Source organism: Burkholderia sp. BCC1985, from assembly GCF_905339915.1.
Lineage (GTDB): Bacteria > Pseudomonadota > Gammaproteobacteria > Burkholderiales > Burkholderiaceae > Burkholderia.
The window spans coordinates 1-22726 of sequence record NZ_CAJPGY010000002.1; the positions used below are offsets into that span (position 1 = coordinate 1).

At 71.2% G+C, this 22726-nt stretch carries 23 protein-coding genes; 8 read left to right on the top strand and 15 right to left on the bottom strand.

Annotation, left to right across the window (positions count from 1 at the left end; translation table 11 throughout):
• The coding region (locus U4Z31_RS01965) for a hypothetical protein (RefSeq protein ID WP_321809293.1) at positions 1-236 on the bottom strand (236 nt) is incomplete at its 3' end.
• Between the two features lie 55 nt (positions 237-291).
• On the opposite strand from U4Z31_RS01965, the gene phbB reads away from it, so the two are divergent.
• Both phbB and U4Z31_RS01975 read left to right on the top strand, forming a co-directional pair.
• A complete protein-coding gene (phbB, locus tag U4Z31_RS01970) occupies positions 292-1035 on the top strand; it encodes an acetoacetyl-CoA reductase (protein ID WP_044847445.1) in 744 nt (247 codons plus the stop codon).
• A 196-nt stretch (positions 1036-1231) separates the two neighbouring features.
• Positions 1232-1432, top strand: coding sequence for a hypothetical protein (locus tag U4Z31_RS01975; protein ID WP_321809294.1), 201 nt, complete (start codon positions 1232-1234; stop codon positions 1430-1432).
• Between the two features lie 80 nt (positions 1433-1512).
• Here U4Z31_RS01975 and U4Z31_RS01980 read toward each other — a convergent pair whose 3' ends face one another.
• From U4Z31_RS01980 to U4Z31_RS02025, 10 genes are all read right to left on the bottom strand, one after another.
• Complete coding sequence (locus U4Z31_RS01980) at positions 1513-1830, bottom strand: hypothetical protein (RefSeq protein WP_321809295.1); 318 nt, start codon at positions 1828-1830, stop codon at positions 1513-1515.
• Positions 1827-2363, bottom strand: a complete 537-nt coding sequence (locus U4Z31_RS01985; protein ID WP_321809296.1) for a hotdog family protein — start codon at positions 2361-2363, stop codon at positions 1827-1829. The genes U4Z31_RS01980 and U4Z31_RS01985 overlap by 4 nt, the downstream gene beginning before the upstream one ends.
• The gene (locus U4Z31_RS01990) at positions 2360-3178 is read right to left on the bottom strand and encodes a beta-ketoacyl synthase chain length factor (protein ID WP_321809297.1); all 819 of its coding nucleotides are present in this window, start codon (positions 3176-3178) and stop codon (positions 2360-2362) included. The genes U4Z31_RS01985 and U4Z31_RS01990 overlap by 4 nt, the downstream gene beginning before the upstream one ends.
• Positions 3175-4398, bottom strand: coding sequence for a beta-ketoacyl-[acyl-carrier-protein] synthase family protein (locus U4Z31_RS01995; protein WP_321809298.1), 1224 nt, complete (start codon positions 4396-4398; stop codon positions 3175-3177). Before U4Z31_RS01995 ends, U4Z31_RS01990 begins: the two co-directional genes overlap by 4 nt.
• Before the next feature lie 63 nt (positions 4399-4461).
• Positions 4462-5355 (bottom strand): polysaccharide deacetylase family protein, encoded by an 894-nt coding sequence (locus tag U4Z31_RS02000; protein ID WP_321809299.1) that lies wholly within the window; start codon positions 5353-5355, stop codon positions 4462-4464.
• The gene (locus U4Z31_RS02005) at positions 5352-7835 is read right to left on the bottom strand and encodes an MMPL family transporter (protein ID WP_321809300.1); all 2484 of its coding nucleotides are present in this window, start codon (positions 7833-7835) and stop codon (positions 5352-5354) included. The genes U4Z31_RS02000 and U4Z31_RS02005 overlap by 4 nt, the downstream gene beginning before the upstream one ends.
• Entirely contained in the window at positions 7835-8488 is a 654-nt protein-coding gene (locus U4Z31_RS02010) for an outer membrane lipoprotein carrier protein LolA (RefSeq protein WP_321809301.1), read from the bottom strand. Before U4Z31_RS02010 ends, U4Z31_RS02005 begins: the two co-directional genes overlap by 1 nt.
• A complete protein-coding gene (locus tag U4Z31_RS02015) occupies positions 8485-9459 on the bottom strand; it encodes an acyl-CoA synthetase (protein WP_321809302.1) in 975 nt (324 codons plus the stop codon). The genes U4Z31_RS02010 and U4Z31_RS02015 overlap by 4 nt, the downstream gene beginning before the upstream one ends.
• A complete protein-coding gene (locus U4Z31_RS02020; RefSeq protein WP_321809303.1) occupies positions 9456-11225 on the bottom strand; it encodes an AMP-binding protein in 1770 nt (589 codons plus the stop codon). Before U4Z31_RS02020 ends, U4Z31_RS02015 begins: the two co-directional genes overlap by 4 nt.
• Positions 11226-11290: 65 nt before the next feature.
• Positions 11291-11935, bottom strand: a complete 645-nt coding sequence (locus tag U4Z31_RS02025; RefSeq protein ID WP_321809304.1) for a hypothetical protein — start codon at positions 11933-11935, stop codon at positions 11291-11293.
• Positions 11936-12512: 577 nt separating this feature from the next.
• Between U4Z31_RS02025 and U4Z31_RS02030 the strand changes: the two genes are divergently transcribed.
• The 5 genes from U4Z31_RS02030 to U4Z31_RS02050 all read left to right on the top strand — a co-directional run bounded on the left by U4Z31_RS02030 (position 12513) and on the right by U4Z31_RS02050 (position 16851).
• Positions 12513-12797 carry a phosphopantetheine-binding protein gene (locus U4Z31_RS02030; RefSeq protein WP_014896047.1) on the top strand — a complete coding sequence of 95 codons (285 nt, stop codon included), beginning with the start codon at positions 12513-12515 and terminating at the stop codon, positions 12795-12797.
• 115 nt (positions 12798-12912) lie between these two features.
• A complete protein-coding gene (gene fabG, locus U4Z31_RS02035) occupies positions 12913-13629 on the top strand; it encodes a 3-oxoacyl-ACP reductase FabG (protein WP_044848585.1) in 717 nt (238 codons plus the stop codon).
• A gap of 97 nt (positions 13630-13726) precedes the next feature.
• Positions 13727-15007: an endoribonuclease L-PSP gene (locus U4Z31_RS02040; RefSeq protein ID WP_321809305.1), complete on the top strand. Its 1281-nt coding sequence runs from the start codon at positions 13727-13729 to the stop codon at positions 15005-15007.
• Between the two features lie 125 nt (positions 15008-15132).
• Positions 15133-15939: a glycosyltransferase family 2 protein gene (locus U4Z31_RS02045; protein ID WP_321809306.1), complete on the top strand. Its 807-nt coding sequence runs from the start codon at positions 15133-15135 to the stop codon at positions 15937-15939.
• Positions 15940-16089: 150 nt separating this feature from the next.
• Complete coding sequence (locus tag U4Z31_RS02050) at positions 16090-16851, top strand: M48 family metalloprotease (RefSeq protein ID WP_321809307.1); 762 nt, start codon at positions 16090-16092, stop codon at positions 16849-16851.
• Positions 16852-16987: 136 nt separating this feature from the next.
• Here U4Z31_RS02050 and U4Z31_RS02055 read toward each other — a convergent pair whose 3' ends face one another.
• From U4Z31_RS02055 to U4Z31_RS02070, 4 genes are read right to left on the bottom strand one after another with little or no spacing between them, the layout of a single operon-like run.
• Positions 16988-18688 carry a lactate permease LctP family transporter gene (locus U4Z31_RS02055; protein ID WP_321809308.1) on the bottom strand — a complete coding sequence of 567 codons (1701 nt, stop codon included), beginning with the start codon at positions 18686-18688 and terminating at the stop codon, positions 16988-16990.
• Between the two features lie 51 nt (positions 18689-18739).
• Positions 18740-20185 carry a LutB/LldF family L-lactate oxidation iron-sulfur protein gene (locus U4Z31_RS02060; RefSeq protein ID WP_321809309.1) on the bottom strand — a complete coding sequence of 482 codons (1446 nt, stop codon included), beginning with the start codon at positions 20183-20185 and terminating at the stop codon, positions 18740-18742.
• Positions 20182-20895: a LutC/YkgG family protein gene (locus U4Z31_RS02065; RefSeq protein WP_321809310.1), complete on the bottom strand. Its 714-nt coding sequence runs from the start codon at positions 20893-20895 to the stop codon at positions 20182-20184. Before U4Z31_RS02065 ends, U4Z31_RS02060 begins: the two co-directional genes overlap by 4 nt.
• Complete coding sequence (locus U4Z31_RS02070) at positions 20892-21692, bottom strand: (Fe-S)-binding protein (protein ID WP_124572099.1); 801 nt, start codon at positions 21690-21692, stop codon at positions 20892-20894. Before U4Z31_RS02070 ends, U4Z31_RS02065 begins: the two co-directional genes overlap by 4 nt.
• 134 nt (positions 21693-21826) lie before the next feature.
• Here U4Z31_RS02070 and U4Z31_RS02075 point away from each other — a divergent pair, with 134 nt between their 5' ends.
• The gene (locus tag U4Z31_RS02075; RefSeq protein ID WP_124488590.1) at positions 21827-22543 is read left to right on the top strand and encodes a FadR/GntR family transcriptional regulator; all 717 of its coding nucleotides are present in this window, start codon (positions 21827-21829) and stop codon (positions 22541-22543) included.
• Positions 22544-22726 lie beyond the last annotated feature (183 nt).

Consider the following 22726-nt stretch of genomic DNA (forward strand, 5'->3'; position numbering starts at 1 on the left):
GTGCGAAGCGCGGGCTGGCGTCGCTGTGCATCGGCGGCGGGATGGGTGTTGCGCTCGCGGTCGAGCGCGGTTGAACACGGTCTGACGATAGTGCACGCGTGCGGCGCCGGCCAGCGCCGCACACAGATGCAGCAAACTTCGCGCGCAACAAGCTGCCAATAACAAGCGTGATGTTCCGGTGCGCGCCACGTCCGCCCTGCGGGCGCCAGCGCATCGCAGCGGCGGGGCGGCAGCATGTGCCATGCCGTCGCCCCGCACCTTTGACTACTTTTCTTGTCGGTAACTCATAGGATGACTAAGCGAATTGCAGTTGTGACGGGTGGGATGGGCGGTCTCGGTGAAGCGATCAGCATCCGGTTGAACGATGCGGGCTACCAGGTCGTCGTCACGTATTCGCCGAACAACACCGGCGCCGATCGCTGGCTGACCGAGATGCACGCGGCCGGTCGCGAATTCCACGCGTATCCGGTGGACGTGGCCGATTACGATTCGTGCCAGCAATGCGTCGAGAAAATCGTCCGGGACGTCGGCCCGGTCGACATCCTGGTGAACAACGCGGGCATCACGCGCGACATGACGCTGCGCAAGCTCGACAAGGTCAACTGGGATGCGGTGATCCGCACCAACCTCGATTCCGTGTTCAACATGACGAAGCCGGTCTGCGACGGGATGGTCGAGCGCGGCTGGGGACGCATCGTCAACATCGCGTCGGTCAACGGCTCGAAGGGCTCGGTCGGCCAGACCAACTACGCGGCCGCGAAGGCCGGCATGCACGGTTTCACGAAATCGCTCGCGCTCGAGACCGCGCGCAAGGGCGTGACGGTGAACACGGTGTCGCCGGGCTACCTCGCGACGAAGATGGTGACGGCGATCCCGCAGGACATCCTCGATACCAAGATCCTTCCGCAGATTCCGGCGGGACGGCTCGGGAAACCCGAGGAAGTCGCGGCGCTGGTCGCCTATCTGTGCTCGGAAGAGGCCGGTTTCGTAACGGGCTCGAACATCGCGATCAACGGCGGCCAGCACATGCATTGACGCGCGGCGGCCCGGGCGGCGTTCGCGCGCGTGTCCGGGCCGTGCTCCCGCTGTATCCAGCGCCGGGGCGGCGCGCACGCGCGCGGTGACGGAACACGGACGCAGGTTCGCCGCGCATGCGGCGGGCCGGGTGCGCCCGCGCCGGCTACCGCGTCACGGCACGCACGCCGCACCGGCCTCGCATTCCGGAGGAGGCATGGGTGACACCTGGATGGGACTCGCGATCGGCGGCTTCGCGCTGGCCGTCGCGCTGACGATGGCGATCGCGCTTCACTGGCTCGAGCGGCGCCGCGCGCGGCTGCTGCGCAACTTCGATCATCGCGATTGCTGGCTGGTCGCGTACGGCAAGTGCTTCGCGCGCGGGCCGGCGCGTCGCACGCGCGGCGGCGCGCGCTGACGGCGGCGGTGCGGCACCGCCGCGTTCACGCGTCGTGCCGCGTCCCGCGCATCCGTCTGCGGTGCGCGGGACGTTCGCACTCAATCGCTCGTTCGCGCGCCTTCGCCTGAATTGTTCTTGTGGAAGATCCGCTTCGTCGTGCGCTTGGTCGCATCCCAGCCTTCGCGCGACGCGTGCGCGATGCCGTGGCCGACCGTCTTCGCGGCGCTCGCGGTCGCGTGGCCGAAACTGCGCGCGGCCTCGCCGGTCTTGTGCGCGGCTTCCTTCGAATCGCGCTTGATGTCCTGCTTCACTTCCGACATGTCCGCGTGCGCGATCGGGCTGATCAGCGCGAGAACGAACGCGGTGCAAATGAACTGACGTGCTTTCACGGCCTGGTTTCCTTGGGGCTGGTTCATCTAGGGTCCGCGCGGCCCGCGGGCGGCGCAACACGTATGCCGGCTGCCGATGCATCGAGCATCACCGCGGCGCGGCCGCCGAGCAACACGCGCTCCCCGCAGCGCAGCGTGAAGCCGTACAGCACGGAGCGGTCGTCGCCGCCGATGCGTTCGGCATCGACGATCAGCGGCAGGTCGAACGTGTCGAGCCGGTCGACGAACGCGTCGACGTTGCGCACGCTCGCGAGATAGCCGGCGCGCGGCCGCGCGGGTTCCGCCTGCGCCTGCTGCGCACTGAGCAGCGCGCCGTGCACGGCCATTGCCTGTGCCGCATATTCGATCCCGCAGACCGACGCGAGCCGGCCGCGCGAGCGCAGCGGGTTGTGCGGGTCGCGGTGGCTCGTCGCGCTGCAGCGGATGCGCGCGGCGTCCCACGCTTCGACCCGATCGAGCAAGCACATCGCGCCGTCGTGCGGAATGTGCGCGGCGATCCATGCGCGATCGAGCGTGGCCGGCGCCGGCGCAGGCATCGGCGTCGAAACGGGCGTCGTCATCGCGCGTGCCCCGCCGCGGCGCTCGGCAGTGCGATATCGACCTGCACGCGCGTATCTTCCAGATAGTCGAGCACGACGCTTGCCGTGCGCCGCGCCGCGAGCGCGTCGAGCAGCGGCAGCGCGCGCGCGGCCGGATTGCCGGTGCGCAGCGCGTCGAGTTCGGGGTTCGCGAGCGTCGTCGCCGGCGCGTCGGTGAGCCGCACGTCGATGCGCGCGAGCGTGCGTTCGCTCGCGTCGGGCGCGAGCACGAGCGCGACGCCGAATGCGTCGACGATCGGCCGCACCGCGTGCAGCGGCTCCGGATAGTCGGTGTCGTAGGCGATCAGCAGGCTCGGCACGCGATCGACCATGACCTGGCACACGCTTTCGAGCAGGCCCGCGGCGAAGCTGCCGTCGTGCGCGCACAGCACGTTCGACGTCGCCATCGCGCGGGTCGCGATGCTCCAGTAGCCGGCCGGCGCGTTGTGCACGGAGTTGTGAAAGCGCGTGGGCGACAGGTGGCGATCGTCGCCGGTGAGGGTCTCGCAGATCGCGTGGCAGTTCTGGCCGTCGCCGCCGGACGCGCTGAACACGGTCGCGAGCGTGGCCGCATCGCGCCCGCTCGCGGCTGCCGCTTCGAGGCCGACCGCGAGCGCGACGCGCACGACGGGGCCGGTGCGGCGGCGCTCCGCCGGCGGCAGGCCGGCAGGCGGCGGCAGCACGGTGCGCGCGCTCGCATAGGCCGCGCGGCCCGCGAGCACGTCGGCCGCGTGCGGCCAGTCGTTCAGTCCCGGCCCGACGAGGCCGACACTTTCGATGAAGGCGGTGACGGTCATGTCGGCTCCCGGCGGCTCGCATGCCCGGCGCGGCCGAGGATCAGGCTGCAGTTCGTGCCGCCGAAGCCGAACGAATTCGACAGGACCGCACGCACGCGCGCATCGCGGCTCGCGAGCACGTAGTCGGCGGCCAGCGCCGGGTCGGGTTGCGTCGTGTTGACGCCGGCCGGCACGAACTGTTCGCGCAGCGCCAGCGCGGCAACGACCGCTTCGAGGGCGCCGGCCGCCCCGAGCGTGTGACCGGTCGCGCCCTTCGTCGAACTGCACGGCGTGCGCGCGAGCAGCGCGCCCACCGCGCGGCTTTCGGCGGCATCGTTGCTGGGCGTCGCGGTGCCGTGCAGGTTCACGTAGTCGATGTCGCTTGCAGCGAGGCCGGCCGACGCGAGCGCCTGTTCGATCGCGATGCGCGCACCGAGCCCTTCCGGATGCGGCGACGACATGTGATGCGCATCGCTCGATTCGCCGATGCCGAGCAGCAGGATCGCGTCGCCGTCGAGCGTGGCGGGCGCATCGGGCACGCGTTCGAGCAGCGCGAACGCCGCCGCTTCGCCGATCGAGATGCCGTCGCGCGCGACGTCGAACGGGCGGCACGGCCGGCGCGACAGCAGTTCGAGCGAATTGAAGCCGTACAGCGTCGTCAGGCACAGCGAATCGACGCCGCCGACGACGGCCGCATCGATCAGCCCCGCTTCGATCATCCGGCGCGCGGAGCCGAACACCTTCGCGCCGGACGAGCACGCGGACGAGATCGCCATTGCCGGTCCGCGCAGCGCGAAATACGCGCGCACGAACGCAGCCGGCGAATACGGGTTGTGCGTGTGCGCGTAGCGGAATCCGGCGGGCAGTGCGCCGCTGGCCGGATCGCGCTGCTCGTACGCGCGCTCGGTCTCGAGGATGCCGGACGTGCTCGTGCCGACGAACACGCCGACGCGCGCGGCGCCATGGCGCGACACGGCCGCCGCGACGCGCGCGTCGAAGCCGTCCTGGACGAGGCCGAGTTGCGCGAGGCGGTTGTTGCGGCAGTCGAATTCGGCGAGATCCGCGCGCACGGGCTGCGCATCGACGCCGTCCACGGCGCCGATCCAGGTGTCGAGATCGGCGCGTTCGAAGTCGCACGGCGTGAGCCCGCCGCGCGCGTGGCGCAGCGCGTCGACGGTCGCGTCGAGGCCGCGGCCGATGCAGCTGGTGGCGGTGAAGTGCGAGAGCAGGAGAGGTTTCACGAGGGTCGTATCCGGTGGCCGGAACGGGCGCCGCAGCGGGGCTGGCGGGCGCGCCGGGCGTGGTCAGATTTTATCAAACGGGGGGGCCGGCGTGCCCGGCCCGGCGGGCGGATCGGACGGTTCGGGGGCGAGCGCGGCGCGCAGCGTGGTCCAGTGCAACTGCGCATCGGCGGCCGCGTGCAGCAGCGCGGGCAGCACGTCGAGCACGACCGGTTCGCCACGCGTGTCGCGCGCCGCGTGGCCGTCGTGCACGAGCAGGATGTCGCGTGCAGCCAGGCCGTTCAGCAGGCGGTGCGTGACGGTATCCGCATCGCGCGCGCGGGTGTCGAAGCCGCGGCGCGTCCAGCTGGCGAGCTGCAGGCCGAACTCGCACAGCACCGGCTCGAGAAACGGATTGCGCAGGCCGGCCGGCGCGCGGAAGAAGCGCGGGCGCGTGCCGGCGATCTCGGTCAGCGTCTGCTGCGCGGCCGCGATTTCACGGCGCAGCGCGGCGGGGCCCGACAGCGAGAACGTATGCCGGTGCCGTTGGCTGTGGTTCTCGACCGCGTGGCCGCGCGCGACGATCGCTTCGATCCACTGCGGATGGCGGCGCGCGAGATCGCCGATGCAGAAGAACGTCGCGCGCGCGTCGTGGCGATCGAGCAGGTCGAGCACGCGCGGCGTGACGTCGGGGTCCGGGCCGTCGTCGATCGTCAGCGCGATCCGGCGGCCGGCGCCGGCCGGCAGGCGCGTCCAGTTCGGCCCGAGCAGCGCGCTGCGCGGCCACAGGCCGGCGGCGGTCAGCGCGAGATGCGACGCGACCACGCCACCGGCGGCCCACGGCCATGCGGCCGGTTGCACGACGACGGCCGCGAGCGCGCCCGCGTGCAGCGCGGCCGTGCCCGCGATCAGCGGCGTCGGTTTCCAGCGGCGCGCATCGCCGGGCTGGCGAGGCGGAACGGACGACGGCGCGTTCATGCGTGACCTCCTGTCGGCTCACGATCAAGGCTGCCCGCGGCCGCCGCCGCCGCGCGCGGCGCGAGAATCGCGGCGAACGCGAGCGCGAGCATCGCGCCGGGGCCGACGGTCAACCCGAAGGTTTCGAGCAGCGGCACCCGCGACAGCGCGAGCAGGCCGAAGCCGGCGACCGTCGCGAGGTTCGCGATCAGCAGCGACACGAGCGTGTGCGGCGTGACCGGTTGCGCGTCGTCGCGCTTGCAGAAGAACAGCGCATAGTTCGAGCCGACCGCGACGATCAGCAGCATCCCGACGAGGTGCAGGATCGTCAGCGGCACGCCGGCGAGTGCGAAGCCGGCCGTCACCACCAGCACGGCCGCGACCAGCGGCGCGAGCGCGCGTACGACGCGGCGCGGCGAGCGCAGCGCGATCAGCAGCAGCACGGCGATCGCCGCGAAACCCGCGAGCGACAGCCGGATGTCCTCGTGCACGTAGTTCACGTACAGGCGGTCGGCCTCGGCCTTCATGTCGACGAACAGCGCGTCGGGCACGCCGGCGCGCGCGACGGCCGCGCGAATCGGCGCGGCATCGAGCGCCGGAGCGGCCGGACCGGTGCGTGCGACGTCCGGCGCGCGCAGCGGCAGCATCGCGCGCCAGCGGCCCGCGCGCTCGGTCAGCAGCGCGTCGACGGCGAGCGCCATCGACGTGCCGCGCAGGTCCGCGCGCGTGAGCAGCGGCGCGTGGCGTGCGGCCTCGACATCGGCGATGAACGGGGCGAACAGCTCGGGCCTGACCGGGATCGGCTGGTTCGCGACGGCCGCGCGCATGCGTGCGGCAAGCGTGTCCGCGTCCGGCAGGCTCGCCTGGCGCGCGCGCTGCGCGGCGTCGCTCGGCAGGTAGCGCGCGGGACTTTCGAAGCCCGCGAGCGCGCCGCGCTCGACGAGCGGCTGCAATTGCGCGGCGACCCGTTCCGCGCGTTCGAGCGCGGCCTGTTCGGTCGGCGCGGAAATCACGACGAGATAGCGCACGTCCGGCGCGCCGAGATCGGCGCGCAGGCGTGCGTCGAGTGCCTGCGCGCGAGCGGGCACGGGGCTCAGTGCCGCGAGTTCGCGGCTCCACAGGCCGTCGCGATGCAGCGTGAGCGTCCCGCACGCGGCGAGCACGAGCGCGGCGAGCGGCCAGCGCAGCCGCGGCGCGGCAGCGGCCGCCCGCGCGAGCACCGCGCCGACGCGCGACACGTCGCGAATCGCGACGTGCTCGCCGCGCAGGTGCGGCAGCATGAAGCGCGTGACGAGCGCGGCGGCCGTCAGCCCGGCGATCGAGTAGAGCCCAAGCTGCACGAGGCCCGGAAAGCCGGAGAACAGCATCGACGCGAAGCCGCACACGGATGTCAGCACGCCGAGCCGGATCGTCGGCCAATAAGCGGCGATCCATGCCCGCGTCGCGTCGGCGGGCCGCGTGGCGCCGCGCGCGCCGGCCTGCGCCGATTGCACGAACAGGTAGATCGAATAGTCGACGGCTTCGCCGATCAGCGTCGTGCCGAAGCCGAGCGTCAGCCCGTGGACCGTGCCGAACGCGATGCCGACCGTCGCGACGCCGGCGGCGATGCCCGTCAGCACCGGCAGCAGCCCCAGCGCGAGCGTGCGCGGCGAGCGGTACAGCGTCAGCAGCAGCGCGACGATCAGCACGACGCTCGCCGTCGACAGCCGCTCGACGTCGTGCCGGATCGTGTCGCGCGTGTCGACCGAGAACACGCCTGGGCCGGTCATCGCGAGCGTGTACGCGGCCGGGTTCGGCAGCGCCTGCGTCGCGGCGGAGAACGCGCGGCGCACCGCGTCGATCGCGCGTGCCTGCGCATCGGTGTCGGAGCCGGGCGCGGCCGTCTGCACGACGAGCACCGCGCGCGTGCCGTCGCGCGACGCCCATACACCGTCGCGACTGGCGGGCTGCGCGCCGCTGTCGAGCTGATCGACGAGCGCCGTCACTTCGCCGGTCGGGTCGCGCGGCAGCAGCGCCTTCGCGACGAGCCCCGCCGACGAACTCAACAGGTCGAGGCTGTCGCCGAGCGCCTGGTGCAGGCCGTCCGCGCTGAAGCGCTGCGGCGCGACGGCCGGGCTCAGCAGGTAGCGATGGTCGAACACGAACTGCCGGTCGTGTGTGTCGTCGACGGCTTCGCCGTTGTTGATCGAGGAGAATTGCCGGTCGGCGCGCAGCGTGCCGGCGACGCGCCGCGACAGCGCGGCACGCGTGGCCGCATCGCCGCCGTCGATCGCGACGAGGATCAGCCGCGACACGATGCCGTCGCGCAGTTGATCGACGAGCACGCGCTGCCCCGCACTCGGTGCGCGCGGCAGGAATGCGGACAGGTCGGCCGTGAAGTTCGCGCGGGCGATCGCGATTCCGCATGCGACGAGCGCGAGCAGCCACACGAGCACCGCGCGTTGCCGCCACGCGGGCAGGCGGTGCGTGACGGGGGCGGGCGGCCGGGTGCGATCGTCCATCAGTTCGCCGGGACGGGTTGCAGGCGCATCGTCGAACGGTCGCCGTCGGCCTGCCGGATCGCGACGCTGCGCAACACGTCGCGCGAGCCTTCGAGCGTGATCGTGCTGACGACCTTCAGCATCCGCGAGTCGAGCGGCGTGAGCGTCAGCGTCCAGTCGTCGCCGCGACCGGCGAGCGCGACCTTGTAGACCTGCTCGAGCGCATAGCGGTTGCCGGCGAGCGTCGCGCGGATGCTGTCGATGAACGCGCCGAGCTCCGGATAGCGCGCGAGCGCGAGCGTGTACTTGCGGTTGTTGCGCTCGACGGTGAGCATGTCGCCGTCGACCACGAGATGTTCGGGCTTCGGGTTCAGCGTGTGCTTCTCGAGATGGTCGGGTGCGACGAACACGAGCTCGCCCGACGATTCGAGCGGCTGCGTGGTGATCGACAGCGTCTTCGTCTCGGTGAACGTCGCGCGCCCCGACTTGTGCTGCGCGAGCGTCGACATCAGCCGGTCGAGGGTCCATGCCGAACCGGTGTCGGCCGCGTGCGCGGGCAGGGCGAGCGCGACGGCGGCCGTGACGGCGAACGTGCGTGCTGCTCGGCGCAGCGCGCGGTGCGGCAGCGGGAACATCGGCAGCGACATCGGCGGAAAGCGGCGAACGGCGGTCATGCGTCGGAATCCCTCGTGGCGGACAGGCCGGCGCACGCGTGCGCCGCGTCGCGGCGCGCGGCGGCCGTGCCGGTCTGCCAGAAATCGAAATAGTTGAACCAGTTGTACGGCGCCGCGCGACAGTACTGGTCGAGCAGCGCGACGTAGCGCGCGAGCGCCGCGTCGACGGCCGCCGCGCGTGTGTCGCGGCGCACGTCGGAAAAATCGGCGAGCGTCTCGAAGTGCACATCGTAGCGGTTGCCGTCGCGATAGAGGCCCGTCATGAACAGCACCGGACGCCGCAGCATCGCGGCCATGTACAGCGGCCCGAGCGGGAATGCCGCCGGCGCGCCGAGCAGCGGCAGCCACCGCAGCGACGCGGTCGCGTCGTCGAGCAGCGTGCGGTCGGCGAGCATCCCGACCATGCAGTTCGCGTCGAGGCGTTCGCGCACCTTCAGCATCGAGTCGACCTGCCCGAGCGGAATCACTTCCGGCTTCGCGGCCGGGTTGACGGCGGCGAGCGTCGCGTTGATCTTGCGCGCGTTCTCTTCGAACATCGTGACGACGACGCGCAGGTCCGGGCGCGTGCGGCCGATCGCGCGCACGACTTCGAAGCTGCCGAGATGCGCGCCCATCAGGAATGCGCCGCGCCCGCCGGCGAGCGCGGCGTCGACCCGCGTTTCGCCGTGCAGCCGTATGTCGAACAGGTCGAAGCGGCCGTTCATCAGGTAGATGCGGTCGTGGATCGTCGCCGCGAACGTGAACACGTGCCGGTACACGTCGCGCCAGCGCGCGGGACGGCCGAGCACGCGGCGCAGGTAGTCGCGCGACGCGGCGCACGCGACCGGCGAGAACAGCACGAAATAAGTCGCGACGGCATGCAGCACGATGCGCGACGGCCGCCGGCCGAAACGCAGCGAGATCCAGGTCATCGCGCGCAGCAACCCGGCGTTGCTGCGTTCCTGGCGCTCGGCCCATGCGGTGCGCTTCATGGCTGCGCGCCGTCCTGCGCGGCCGGCGGCGCGGACAGCACGCCGGTCGCGACGTCGCGCGCACCCGCGCGCAGCGTGAAGCGGATCGCGCCGCCGGCCGCAGCATCGAACGCGAGATCGAGCGCCTCGCCCGGCGCGACCGGGCTCAGGAATTTCGCGGAAGCCAGCCGCCACGTATCGAGCGGGCGATTCAGCGATGCGCCGAGTGCGGCGATCGCGTGATCGAGCAGCACGACGCCCGGCACGATCGGACGACCGGGGAAATGGCCGGGCAGCGCCGGATGATCGGCGGGAATCGTGAACGCGAGCGGCGCGTCGGGCGCGTCCGTCGCGGCGCGCTCGCGCACGTCGGCCCCGGCGGCGCGCGTGTGCCGTGCGACGAGCGCGGCGAGCACGTCGCGCGGCAGCTTGCCCGTTTCGTTGCGCGGCAATGCGTCGACGAACACGAGCGGGCGCGGCATGAACGCCGGATCGATCCGTTCGCGCAGCGCGCGCTGCAGGTCGGCCGCGGCGAGCGTCGGCGCGACCACGAGCGCGACGAGGCGCGTGACCGGTTCGCGGGTCGCATCGGCGTCGGCCGGCGCGATGTCGTCCGGCATGAAGAACACGCCGTCGACGACGTCGGCAATCGCGTTCAGCTGATGGTTCAGGTAGGCGAGCGACGTGCGCTTGCCGGCGATGTTGACGAGGTCCGCCTTGCGGCCGTGCAGCAGGAACCGGCCGTCGCCGAGTAGCTCGAGCGCGTCGCCCATCGGCACCGGGGTTTCGACGTGTCCGCCCGACACCCACACGGTCGGGCCGCTGTCGTCGCCGGCGGCGTCGTGGTCCGACACATCGTGCGCGGCGCGCGCGTCGAGCCGGATGTCCGGGAACGGTTGCCACGCGGCGCCCTGCGACGTGCGGCGCGTCGCGATCTGGCCGGTTTCGGTGCTGCCGTAGATCTCGACGAGCGGCGCCTCGAGCGCGGCTTCGGCTTCGCACGCGAGTTTTTCCGACAGCGGCGCGGTGGCCGACAGCACGAGCGCGGCCTGCGGCAGCGCATCGCCGGCCGACAGCAGCGCGCGCAGGTGGATCGGCGACGTGACGAGCACGCGCGGCTGCGGGATCGCGGCGAGTTCGTCGCGAATGTCGACCGGGTAGAACGGCTGGCGGTTGCTGAACGCGAGGCCGCCGATCAGCGCGAGCAGCACCGTCGATTCGAAGCCGTACATGTGCTGCGCGGGCACGGTGCCGATCAGCGTGGCCGCGCGGCCGTCGAGCAGGCCGAGGCGCTCGGCCGCCGCGCGCACGCAGCCGACCAGGAAGCCCCAGGTCTTGCGGTGCGGCACCGGCGCGCCGGTCGAGCCGGACGTGAACACGTACGCCATGATCCGCGACGCGTCGATCTGCGGCACCACGCACGGTGCGTCGTCGGGGAGTTCGCCGGGTGCGGCGTCCGGATACGCGAAGCGCGGCAGGTCGATCGTGCAGTCCGGCGCGTCGTGCAGGCAGAACGCGTCCGGTGCGAACGACGCGAGCTGGCGCACCATCTCCGGCGTGTGCGTCGACGGCAGCAGGCTGATCCTGCCGGTGACGAGCGCCGCGCACAGGCTGACCGCGAAGCGGTAGCGGTCGCGGCACACGTTGAACACGTGGCGGCCGGCGGGCAGTGCGGCGGCCACGCGCGCGACGTCGGCGACGAACGTGCGGACGGTGACGGGCGTGCCGTCGCGCCAGGCGATCGTCTGGTCCGGCGAGGAATGGAATACCAGCGGGTGAGTCGGCATAAATCGGTCAAAGCGGAAGGCAGTCACCGGCGCGGCCGCGATGCGGCGCCGCGCCGGCCATGAATTCATCGTGACGGCTGCGTCGACGCGCGGTACGCGCGCACCGCGTCGACCATCCGCGGCCGCGCGTCGTGCGGCAGCGCGAAGCGCCGGCACGCATGCTCGGCGGCGAACATCACGGCGACGAGCGGCAGCGACAGGTAGTTCGCGAATGTCGACCACGCGACGATCGGCGCGGTCGCGAACAGCAGCGTCGACACGGCGGCGATCGCAACGAAGAACAGCGTCCATGCGAGCGTGATGTGCCGCGTGTAGCGCGCGACGGCCGGCGTGATCGAGTCGTGGATCAGCGTCGCGAAGCGCGTGCACAGCGGCACCTGGCCGGCCGCGAGGGTGCGGCCGAACAGCAGCGCCATCGCGAGGTTGAAGCTCGCGTGCTCCAGATACAGGCCCCATTCGAAATGGCGCGCGAGCGGGATGCGCACGGCCCACAGCGCGACGGCGGCCAGCAGCCACGCCGGCACGAGCCAGGCGCGCCGCGGCGAGCGCAGTGCCGCGCCGAGCGCGAGCAGCAGTGGCGGCACGAGCGCCATCGCGAGGCCGAAGCCGTGCGCGCCGGGCGTCGCGGCCGCGTAGTGCGCGCCGATCTGGTACGCCGCCACCGCGGCGACCGCGCCGGCGCCGCGTGCGATCCCGAGCGGCGTGCTCATCGCGGCGCTCCGGGCGCGCGGCGCGGGTGCGCGTTGCCGCCGGCTGCCGCGGCACGGCGGCAAACGGACGGACAAACTAGCGGACAAACCGGAGCGAGGGGAGCGGACGGGCGCGGCATGGTTGCTGGAAACATCGGGCGGATCGGGGCCGGACGCGTGCGTCGGGCCGTCAAACATCATATGAATGGCGGCCGGGACGCTAGTCCGGGCCGGCTGTCGTGCACGCACATTTTAGGGCCGCGGCGCGGCGGTTCGAGGCAGGTGCAGCCGGGTTTTGTAACCGAATGTATGGCAGCGCACTGAAGCTTTTGCGGCGACGATCCATTTCCATCCGAAGCGGCTCAAGCGTCTGCTGCGATCGGGTCCCGAAACCGGCCGCGGCGGGAGCCCTTCAGTCTGTAACCATTCCCCGTATACGTGCCGATACCCATCGTCTAGAATCCGCGTAACTTTTACAAACGATCCCCAATAACGCAGGCGGGGAAGCCGGCAGACGCCGGAGGGACGGAGATTCGCGCGCCTCGCACCGCGCCGGGCGTGCACGACGGTTGCCGTTTTCCGGGCGCCTCCCGCTGCCATGGGCCGCCTGCCCGCAAGCATGATGAACGCACTGGAACAAGAGCTCGCCACGCTGATCATCGGCGAACTGAATCTCGAAGACGTCCCGCTCGAAACGGTGACGGCCGGGACCCCGCTGTACGGCGAGGGCTTCGGGCTCGACTCCATCGACATCCTGGAAATCGCGCTGCTGATCTCGAAGAAGTACGGCTTCGAGCTGCGCTCGGACAATCCGGACAACCAGAAGATCTTCGCGACGCTCGGCGCGCTTGCCGCGTATGTCGCCGCGCATCGCACGAAGTGACGGCGGCGCGCGCGGGCGCGACGCGGCACGCAGAGGATGACGGCACGCGGCGGCGGTGGCTGGATGCACCGCCGCCGCGTCGATCGAGGAGGAACGCGATGAACGGAGCAATTCGATGCGGGCGCTCGTAACGGGCGGCAGCGGCGCACTTGGGCAGGCGATCTGCACGACGCTCGCGCAGGCCGGCCACGAAGTCTGGGTACACGCGAACCGGAATCTCGCGCAGGCGCAAGCCGTCGCGCAGCAGATCGTCGCGGCCGGCGGCATCGCGCATGCGATCGCATTCGACGTGACCGACGCGGATGCGACGCTCGCCGCGCTCGCACCGTTCGTCGACGACGCGCCGGTGCAGATCCTCGTCAACAACGCGGGCATTCACGACGACGCGCCGATGGCCGGCATGTCGCGCCGGCAATGGCACAGCGTGATCGACGTGACGCTCAACGGTTTTTTCAACGTGACGCAACCGCTCCTGCTGCCGATGATCCGCACGCGGCGCGGCCGGATCGTCAACATCGCGTCGGTCGCCGGCGTGACCGGCAACCGCGGACAGGTCAACTACGCGGCCGCGAAGGCGGGGCTGATCGGCGCGACGAAGTCGCTGTCGCTGGAGCTCGCGTCGCGCGGCATTACCGTGAACGCGGTCGCGCCCGGCATCATCGAGTCGCCGATGGCGGAACATGCGTTTCCCGCCGAACGGATCAAGCAGCTCGTGCCCGCGCAGCGCGCCGGCCGGCCCGACGAAGTCGCGGCGATGGTCGCGTATCTGGTATCCGATGCGGCTGCCTATGTGACGGGGCAAGTGCTGTCCGTCAACGGCGGCCTCGCATGACGACGCGCGCGGCGTCGGCTTGACGCGTAGCAACGGCGCGCAACGCGGCGCGTGGCCACGATGCCGCGAGCCCGCGCCGCATAGTGAGGAAATCGAAGTGTCAGTGCATCCAGTCGACGCCGAACGGCGAGCGTGTTCCCCGTCGTCCGCCACGCGCGCGGTCGCACACGGACCCGTGGCGGCCGCGTCCACCGCGAACGGCGGCAATCGTGCGTTGCGGCTCGTCCAGATCGATCAGGCACGGCTGGCTGCGCTGCTGCACGATGCGCAGCAGCGGGGCGACGCATTCGACCGCGTGTTTCCCGGTGCGCTGGGCGCGGTCTGCATCGGTGCGGCCGGGTCGCCGGCCGATGCGATGGCCCGCATGCTCGCCGCTGCTGCGCCCGACCTGCCGCTCGCACCGGTGCAGATGGCGCTGCTCGATGCCGGGAGCCACGCACGCGCCGATGCGGTCTGCGAAATCTGGCAGTGCGACGCGCGCGACCTCCGCAGCGAGCGACGCGGCGCGCTGCAGTACCGCTACAGCGCAACGGCGGGGCTCGTGTTCGGCAGCATCGTCGTGCAGGAAGCGCAGGCAGCGCATGAAGCTCGGGAATCGGCCGATGCGGATCGCGACGGCGGCACGCCGCTCGAGCGCGCGACCTACGACGCGTACCGCGCGCTGTTCGACGTGCTCGATACGCTCGGCATCCCGCATCCGCTGCGGATCTGGAACACCGTGCCGGCGATCAACGTGCAGCAGTTCGGGATCGAACGCTATCGTCAGTTCAATATCGGCAGGCAGCGCGCGTTCGACGCGTGCCGCCGCGCGCTGACGGGCGGCGTGCCGGCCGCCTGCGCGCTCGGATCGGTCGTGCCGGTCGCGGGTGATACGCCGCCGGCCGCGCCGCTCGCGATCCATTTCATCGCGAGCCGTGCGCCGGCCGATCCGGTCGAGAACCCGCGCCAGGTCAGCGCGTATCACTACCCGGCCGAGTACGGCCCGCGTGCGCCGACGTTCGCGCGCGCGGCCGCATGGCCCGGCGCCGCTGCCGCGCCGCTGCTGTTCGTGTCGGGCACCGCCAGCATCGTCGGGCATCGCACCGTGCATCACGGCGACGTCGTCGCGCAAACGCGCGAGACGCTCGCGAACCTGGCCGCCGTGCTCGAGCAGGCCGCGCGGCAGGGGCACGGCCCGTTCACGCTCGCCGACCTGAGCTACCGCGTCTACGTGCGCGACGCCGGCGATGCCGCGGCGCTCGCCGCGATCGAACGCGCGTTGCGCGATGCGGCCGGCCCCGGCGTGCGGCCGCTGTTCGTCCATGCGGACGTGTGCCGCGACGATCTGCTGGTCGAGATCGAGGCGAGCGCCGGCCATCCGCTGGAGCACCTGTCGTGAAGCGCGCGGGCCTGTCGCTGCGCGAACCGTCGCCGCACGCGGGCGGCGTCGACGAAGCCTGTCGGCCGTCGCCTGCAGGTCATAAACTTTTGTCAGGATCCTCGTCTTCGCAATCGGCCGTTCCCATGTCCACGCTGCAGGCCTCGTCCACCCATCTCGTACTGATTCCGAGCTACAACCCGGGCGTCAAGGTCGACACGACCGTGCGCAACGCCCGCGCGCAGTGGAATCCGGTGTGGGTCGTCGTCGACGGCAGCACCGACGGCAGCGCCGAGCGCCTGCAGGCGATGGCCGGGCGCGACCCCGGGCTGCGCGTGATCGTGCTGCCGGCGAACCGCGGCAAGGGCGCCGCGGTGCTGGCCGGGCTCGACGCGGCGGCCGCGAGCGGCTTCACGCACGTGCTGACGATGGATTCCGACGGCCAGCATCCGGCCGACCTGATTCCCGAATTCATGGCCGCGTCGCAGGCGGCGCCGGATGCGATGGTGCTGGGCCTGCCGAAGTTCGACGCGAGCGCGCCGCAGCTGCGCGTGCAGGGCCGGCGGCTGTCGAACGGATGGGCCGACCTCGAGACGCTGTGGGCCGGGATCGGCGATTCGCTGTACGGCTTTCGCGTGTACCCGGTCGCGCCGCTCGCCGCGATCATGCATCGCCAGCCGTGGATGCGCGGCTTCGACTTCGATCCGGAAGCCGCCGTGCGGCTGTGCTGGGCCGGGGTGCGGCCGATTCGCATCGAAGCGCCGGTGCGCTACTTCGGCGCGCACGAGGGCGGCGTGTCGCATTTCCACTACGGCCGCGACAACGCGCTGCTCGCGTGGATGCACCTGAGGCTGTTCGCCGGTTTCGTGGTGCGGCTGCCGATGCTGATCGCGCGGCGGCTGACGCGCCGGTCGCGTTCCGCGTTCGGCCGGTCGTCCGGCCGCGGCGATTGATGGCCCGATTGTCATCAATCGACTGAGCAATCGCGCCGTTCATTCCGTATTTGTCAGTAATCAAGCTGTCATTCGATGTAAACATCTGGTAATTTTCTGCCGGATTATGCAAAATCGCCGCTCCCAAATACAACTACCGAGGGATCCGGGATGCATATCAAGAAAGCGGCGGCCGCGTGCGGCATGGTTTTCCTGTTGAGCGCATGCGGCGGCGTGCAGAGTCTCGACGCGAACAGCCTGACGTCGGCGGGGACCAACCTGGTCAAGGCGGCGACGCTGTCGGACAGCGACATCGCGGCACTGTCGAACGACTCGTGCAAGGCGAGCGACGCCGAATCGAAGATCGCCGCGCCGAACAGCGCGTACGCGAAGCGCCTGACGAAGGTGATGAAGGGCTTCGGCGACATGACGCTGAACGGCCAGAAGATCAACTACAAGGTCTACATGACCAAGGACGTCAACGCGTGGGCGATGGGCAACGGCTGCGTGCGCGTGTACAGCGGCCTGATGGACATGATGAACGACGACGAGCTGCGCGGCGTGATCGGCCATGAAATGGGCCACGTCGCGCTGGGTCACTCGAAGAAGGCGATGCAGACTGCCTACGCGGTCAGCGCGGCACGCACGGCGGCCGGCGCGGCATCGCCGGGCGTCGCGGCCCTGACGAGCTCGCAGCTCGGCGACATCACCGAGAAGTTCATCAACGCGCAGTTCTCGCAGACGCAGGAAAGCGCGGCCGACGACTACTCGTTCGACCTGATGAAGCAGAAGAACATGAACCAGAAGGGCCTCGTCACCGCGTTCCAGAAGCTCGCGCAGCTCGATGGCGGCAAGAGCTCGATGATGAGCTCGCACCCGTCGTCGACGAGCCGGGCGCAGCACATCCAGGATCGCATCGCGAAGGGCAGCTGAGCGCCGCCTGATGGCGCCGGTCTCGTCCGGCGCCCGGGATGAACGAAACCCCACGCTCTTGCGGGCGTGGGGTTTTTGTTTTCCGGGGAAGCGGAAAGGGGCCGGAAATCCGCCGGAAAGCGGCCGCGCCGCGTGCTTACGGCACCATCCCCGGCAGCACGTACGCCTGCACGAGCGTGATCAGGCCGACGATCACCGCGAACAGCAGGCTGTGGCGCACGGTGAAGCGGAACAGCTCCGATTCCTTGCCGACCAGCCCCGTTGCCGCGCATGCCACCGCGATCGACTGCGGCGAGATCATCTTCGCGGTCACGCCGCCCGTCGTGTTCGCGGCGACCGCGAGCGTCTCGGGCACGCCGAGCTGGTGCGCGGTCGCTTGCTGCAGCGAGCAGAACAGCGCGTTCGACGACGTGTCCGAGCCGGTCAGGAACACGCCGAGCCAGCCGAGGAACGGCGAGAAGAACGGAAACGCGGCGCCGGTCGCGGCCAGCATCAGCGCGAGCGTCGACGACATCCCCGAGTAGTTCGCGACGAACGCGAACGCGAGCACGAGGCCGATCGACAGGATCGGGCGCGTGAGCTCCTTCAGCGTTTCGCCGAACGTGACGAGCGCGTCGCGCGGTTTCATCCGCAGCAGCGCCATCGAGATCAGCGCGGTCACGAGGATCGCGCTGCCCACCGCCGACACGAGATCGAGCTTCAGCACCGCGTCGAGCGCCTTCGGCGTCGCGGCGATCGGCGCGGTCTTCACGACGAGCTGGTCGAGCCCGGCTACGTGGAACTTGAGGACGGTCGACGCGAGCGCGCCGTGCGCGGCGAACAGCGCCTTGAACGGCGCGATGCTCCACACGGTGACGACGGCCGTCAGGATCAGGAACGGCGACCACGCGCGCACGGTCTGCGCGAGCGTGTACGGCGACGCCTGGCGGCTCGCTCCCGCACCGTTGCCGCCCGCCCCGAACCCCGCGAGCGCCGCGCCGCCGCCCGACGCGACGAGGCCGCCGGCTGTCTGCTTCGCGCTGCTCGGTTGCCAGACCTTCAGGAACGCGGCGAGCGACACGAGGCTGACGAGCGACGACGTGATGTCCGGCAGCTCGGGCCCGATATGGTTCGACGTGAAGTACTGCGTGATCGCGAAGCTGCCGCCGGCGACGAGCGCGGCCGGCCAGGTCTGCCGTACGCCGCGCAGCCCGTCCATCATGAACACGAGCCAGAACGGCACCGCGAGCGACAGCAGCGGCAGCTGGCGGCCGGCCATCGCGCCGATGTGGAACGCGTCGATGCCGGTCACCTGTCCGGCGACGATGATCGGGATGCCCATCGCGCCGAACGCGACCGGCGCGGTGTTTGCAATCAGACACAATCCTGCCGCGTGCAGCGGCTTGAAGCCGAGGCCGACGAGCAGCGCGGCCGTGATCGCGACGGGCGCGCCGAAGCCGGCGGCGCCTTCGAGGAACGCGCCGAACGAGAAGCCGATCAGCAGCATCTGCAGCCGCTGGTCGTCGGTGATCGACAGCACCGACGCGCGGATGATCTCGAACTGGCCGGTCTTCACGACGATCTTGTACAGGAACACCGCCGCGACGATGATCCACGCGATCGGCCACAGGCCGTACGCGAAGCCGAAGCCGGCTGCGGCGAGCGCCTGCGGCACGGGCATGCCGTACGCGAGGATCGCGACGCCGAGCGCCAGCAGCAGCGTGATCGCGGCGGCGACGTGCCCCTTCATCCGCAGTGCGGCGAGCGCGACGAAAAAGAAGATGATCGGGATCGCGGCGACGAACGCCGACAGCCCGAGGCTGCCGAGCGGGGTGTAGATCTGATGCCAAACCTGCATGGTTGTCTCCTCCATGGATTTCTATCGGTACGGGTTTGAAAGCGGGGTGGTCTATTCGGGCTGGCCGCGTGCGCGCAGCAGGTCGGACAGGCTGCGCGGCGCCGGCTCGAGCGGCGTGCGATGCTGGGTCCAGCCCATCTGCTTCGCGGGCGTCAGCGCGCGCAGCCGCGTCGCGCTCCAGCGGAACGCGCGATACGCGCGCGGATGCGCGAACGCGCCGGACCAGAAGCGCCACACGAGGTCTTCCGCGCGGTTGTAGTTCGCGCCCTGGCCGCGCAGCGGATGCGCGACGGGTTCGTCGGGCTTGCGGTTCGCCTCGGTGCGCAGCCGCACCAGCAATTGCGGGATCGGAATCCGGACCGGGCACACCTCGCCGCACGCGCCGCACAGCGTCGATGCGGTCGGCAGGTCGGCCGTGGCGTCGAGGCCGAGCAGGTGCGGCGAGATGATCTTGCCGATCGGGCCCGGGTAGGTCGTGCCGTATGCGTGGCCGCCGATCCGCGTATAGACGGGGCAGTGGTTCATGCACGCGCCGCAGCGGATGCACTGCAGCGTCGCGCGCAGCTGCTCGTCGGCGTAGGCCTGCGTGCGGCCGTTGTCGAGCAGCACGAGATGCAGCTCGCGCGGGCCGTCGCGTTCGCCGTCGCGGCGCGGGCCCGAGATCAGGTTGAAGTAGGTCGTGATCGGCTGGCCGGTGGCCGAGCGTGTGAGCAGGCTCGACAGCGGCACGATGTGCTCGAGTTTCTCGACGACCTTCTCGATCCCCATGATCGCGACGTGCGTGTCGGGCACGGTGGTCGACAGCCGGCCGTTGCCCTCGTTCTCGACGAGCCACAGCGTGCCCGTGTCGGCCGCCGCGAAGTTCACGCCGGACAGGCCGATGTCGGCTTCCGCGAACGCGCGGCGCAGCGCGCGCCGGCCGGTCTGGATCAGCTCGTCGACGTCCTCCGTGTAACGCGTGCCCGGGATGTGTTCCTCGAACAGCTCGGCGATGTCGCCGCGCGTCTTGTGGATCGCCGGCATCACGATGTGCGACGGCTTTTCGCCCGCGAGCTGCACGATGAACTCGCCCATGTCGGACTCGATGCAGTCGACGCCGTGATCCGCGAGGTAATGGTTCAGCTCGATTTCCTCGCTCGCCATCGACTTGCCCTTGATCACGCGGCGCGCCTTCTTCGCCTGCGCGATGCCGAGCACGATCGCGTTCGCGTCGGCGGCCGTCTCGGCCCAGTGCACGTGCACGCCGGCCGCGGTGAGCTTCGCCTCCAGCCGCTCGAGCAGCGCGGGCAGTTGCGCGAGCGCGTGCTGGCGCACCGCTTCGCCGAGATCGCGCAGCTGCTGCAGCTCGGTGTCGTCGGGGAACTGGGTCGCGCGCTTGCCTTGCAGGAAGTCCATCGCGCCGCGGAAGCTGCGGCGCAGCGCGGGATCGCCGAGCGCGGCGCGCGCGCGGGCCTTGAAGTCGCCGGGGGCGACGAATTGCAGCGGTTGGTCGCTCATCGCGGCAGGTCCTGGCAGGCGGTTGCGGTCGGTTCGGTGACGATCACGACCCAGAGGTTGCGTGGGCCGTGTGCGCCATACGCGAGGGTCTGCTGGATGTCGGAGGTCTTCGACGGGCCCGACACCAGCACGACGTTGGTCGGCATGCCGGCGTGCCAGCGCTCCGCGTGCGCGGCCGCGTGAAGGTCCGCGTGCAGCGTGTTCGCATGCACGAGCGCGACGTGCAGCGGCGGCACCAGCGACACCGTGCGCGGCGTGCCGGGATCGGGCGCGAGCACGACCGTGCCGGTCGCCGCGATGCCCGAGCGCGCGACCGTGAAGCCCGCGTCGATCGTGTCGAACAGCTCGGCTTTCCATGCGTCGATCGGCCGGTCGAACGGCACCGGCGCGACCGCGTCGGGCAGCGCACGCGCGAGGGCCGCGGCTTCGGGGCGGGCCGGGGCGAGCAGCAGGCGGCGCACGCCGGCCTCGGCCAGGCGCGCGGCCAGCTGCGCGGGCCATGCGTCGGCGGTGGCGCACCAGACTTCGGCGTGCGACGCGGCGAGCGCGGCCTGCATCGTCTGCGCGAGGGCATCCGGATCGGGCGCGACTGCCGCGCGCCGCGCCGCGTAATGCATGTCGATGCGCGCGTCGAGCGCGGGCGCGGCGTTCACGGCGACGCCGGGGGCGGCGGCGCGCAGGCGCGCGAGGATGGCGTCGCGCGCGCTCATTGCGTGTCTCCGCGCAGCGAGCCGGCACCGGCCGTGCGGCGCCACAGGAAGCTCGCGAGATGCTCGACGGGCAGCGCCGCGCCGGCTTTGGCCGCAGCGTGGCCGATGTTCAGCAGGCAGCCGCAGTCCGCCGACACGAGCCGGTCGCAGCCCGTCGCGCAGGCCGATGCGACCTTGTCGCGCACCATCGCGCCGGAGATGTCGGGATGCTTCAGCGAGAACGTGCCGCCGAAGCCGCAGCATTCCGATTCGCGTTCATGTTCGATGCGGGTGACGCCCGGCAGCGCGTCGACGAGCGCGACGCCATGCACGCGCGTGCCCATCTCGCGGCGGGCCGCGCACGACGTGTGCAGCACGACGCGCTCGTCCGGGCCGGCGTTGGCGGTGACGGCGTCGAGCCGCACGTCGAGCACATGGACGAGGAATTCGGCGAGTTCGTAGGTGCGCTCAGCGATTGCGCGAGCCTTCGGGCCGTGCACGGGATCGTCGGCGAACAGGGCGGGCCAATGGTGCCGGATCATGCCCGCGCACGAGCCGGACGGCACGATCACGGGCCACGGCTCGGCGAACAGGTCGAGCTGCGCGGCCGCGACGCGGCGCGCTTCGTCCGGATTGCCGCTGCTGTAGGCCGGCTGCCCGCAGCAGCTCTGGCCGCGCGGATAGTGGACGGTCAGGCCTTCGCGTTCCAGCAGGCGGACCGCGTCGAGCCCGGCTTCGGGGACGAACAGGTCGACCAGGCAGGTCGCGAACAGATAGACGTGCGCGGCGGCGGCGGCGGGGTAGTGCCTTTCGTTCATGTCTCGCTCCAGGGGTGCCGGCCCGGCATGCGAATGCGGGACGACGATTTCGCTGCATAATTCCCGCGACGGCGCCGCAGCTCAAATTGGTTGGGCCAATCGGCGTGACGGGTATTCCGGATGGGGAGACGGCGATGGCGGCGATGACGGCACGGGGCCGGACCGAAGTGGTGATGCGCAAGATCGAGACGGCGCTGCTCGACGGCACGTGGCCGGCCGGCGCGCGGCTGCCGGCCGAGCGCGTGCTCGCGCAACAGTACGGCGTCGCGCGCAATACGGTGCGCGAGGCGACCCAGCGGCTCGTCGCGCGCGGGCTGCTGCAGAGCCGGCGCGGCGCGGGCGTCTACGTGACGGACCAGTTGCGCGCGGGCATCGCGTCGCCGTGGGGCCAACTGGTTGCCGACCATCCGGCGCTGCGCGACGACATACTCGAGTTTCGCCGCGTGCTCGAAGGCGCGACCGCGTATTTCGCCGCGCTGCGCGCCGACGCGCACGACCGGCGCCGGATCCGCGCGCTGCTGCGCGAGCTCGAGACCGCGCACGCGAACGACGACGCGGCCCTCGAGGCGTCGGCCGACGCGAAGCTGCACGAGGCGATCGCGCTCGCGTCGCACAACACGATGTTCCTGCACCTGCACACGAGCGTGCTCGGGATGCTGCGCGAGCACATCTCGATCAACGTCGCGGGGATGACCACGCACGACGAGCAGGCATCGGAGTTGCTGCTGCAGCAGCACCGGGTGGTCTGCGACGCGATCTGCGCGCACCGGCCCGAGGAGGCGCGCACGGCGATGCAGACCCATATCGACTACGTGCGCAGCCACTTCGAGCGAAGCGACGACGCGCCGTGAAATTGGTTGGACCATGGGCGCGGCGGGTCCGCCTGGCGGTTGAATCCGAGGACGCCCGCCGGCCGCGGTCCCGGGCCGCGCAGGGCCGCGGCCGCGCGCGGCGCGCGTGGCGGCTCGGCGCCGCATGCGCCGGGCGCGCGATTGACCGGTTCATCGGGCGCCCCCTAGAATCGATTGAACCCG

Bases quoted from the DNA above. Each gene is read 5' to 3' on its own strand.
- phbB (WP_044847445.1), top strand. From the start codon at position 292: ATGACTAAGCGAATTGCAGTTGTGACGGGTGGGATGGGCGGTCTCGGT.
- U4Z31_RS01975 (WP_321809294.1), top strand. From the start codon at position 1,232: ATGGGTGACACCTGGATGGGACTCGCGATCGGCGGCTTCGCGCTGGCC.
- U4Z31_RS01980 (WP_321809295.1), bottom strand. From the start codon at position 1,830: ATGAACCAGCCCCAAGGAAACCAGGCCGTGAAAGCACGTCAGTTCATT.
- U4Z31_RS01985 (WP_321809296.1), bottom strand. From the start codon at position 2,363: ATGACGACGCCCGTTTCGACGCCGATGCCTGCGCCGGCGCCGGCCACG.
- U4Z31_RS01990 (WP_321809297.1), bottom strand. From the start codon at position 3,178: ATGACCGTCACCGCCTTCATCGAAAGTGTCGGCCTCGTCGGGCCGGGA.
- U4Z31_RS02000 (WP_321809299.1), bottom strand. From the start codon at position 5,355: ATGAACGCGCCGTCGTCCGTTCCGCCTCGCCAGCCCGGCGATGCGCGC.
- U4Z31_RS02005 (WP_321809300.1), bottom strand. From the start codon at position 7,835: ATGGACGATCGCACCCGGCCGCCCGCCCCCGTCACGCACCGCCTGCCC.
- U4Z31_RS02010 (WP_321809301.1), bottom strand. From the start codon at position 8,488: ATGACCGCCGTTCGCCGCTTTCCGCCGATGTCGCTGCCGATGTTCCCG.
- U4Z31_RS02015 (WP_321809302.1), bottom strand. From the start codon at position 9,459: ATGAAGCGCACCGCATGGGCCGAGCGCCAGGAACGCAGCAACGCCGGG.
- U4Z31_RS02020 (WP_321809303.1), bottom strand. From the start codon at position 11,225: ATGCCGACTCACCCGCTGGTATTCCATTCCTCGCCGGACCAGACGATC.
- U4Z31_RS02025 (WP_321809304.1), bottom strand. From the start codon at position 11,935: ATGAGCACGCCGCTCGGGATCGCACGCGGCGCCGGCGCGGTCGCCGCG.
- U4Z31_RS02030 (WP_014896047.1), top strand. From the start codon at position 12,513: ATGGGCCGCCTGCCCGCAAGCATGATGAACGCACTGGAACAAGAGCTC.
- fabG (WP_044848585.1), top strand. From the start codon at position 12,913: ATGCGGGCGCTCGTAACGGGCGGCAGCGGCGCACTTGGGCAGGCGATC.
- U4Z31_RS02045 (WP_321809306.1), top strand. From the start codon at position 15,133: ATGTCCACGCTGCAGGCCTCGTCCACCCATCTCGTACTGATTCCGAGC.
- U4Z31_RS02050 (WP_321809307.1), top strand. From the start codon at position 16,090: ATGCATATCAAGAAAGCGGCGGCCGCGTGCGGCATGGTTTTCCTGTTG.
- U4Z31_RS02055 (WP_321809308.1), bottom strand. From the start codon at position 18,688: ATGCAGGTTTGGCATCAGATCTACACCCCGCTCGGCAGCCTCGGGCTG.
- U4Z31_RS02060 (WP_321809309.1), bottom strand. From the start codon at position 20,185: ATGAGCGACCAACCGCTGCAATTCGTCGCCCCCGGCGACTTCAAGGCC.
- U4Z31_RS02065 (WP_321809310.1), bottom strand. From the start codon at position 20,895: ATGAGCGCGCGCGACGCCATCCTCGCGCGCCTGCGCGCCGCCGCCCCC.
- U4Z31_RS02070 (WP_124572099.1), bottom strand. From the start codon at position 21,692: ATGAACGAAAGGCACTACCCCGCCGCCGCCGCCGCGCACGTCTATCTG.
- U4Z31_RS02075 (WP_124488590.1), top strand. From the start codon at position 21,827: ATGGCGGCGATGACGGCACGGGGCCGGACCGAAGTGGTGATGCGCAAG.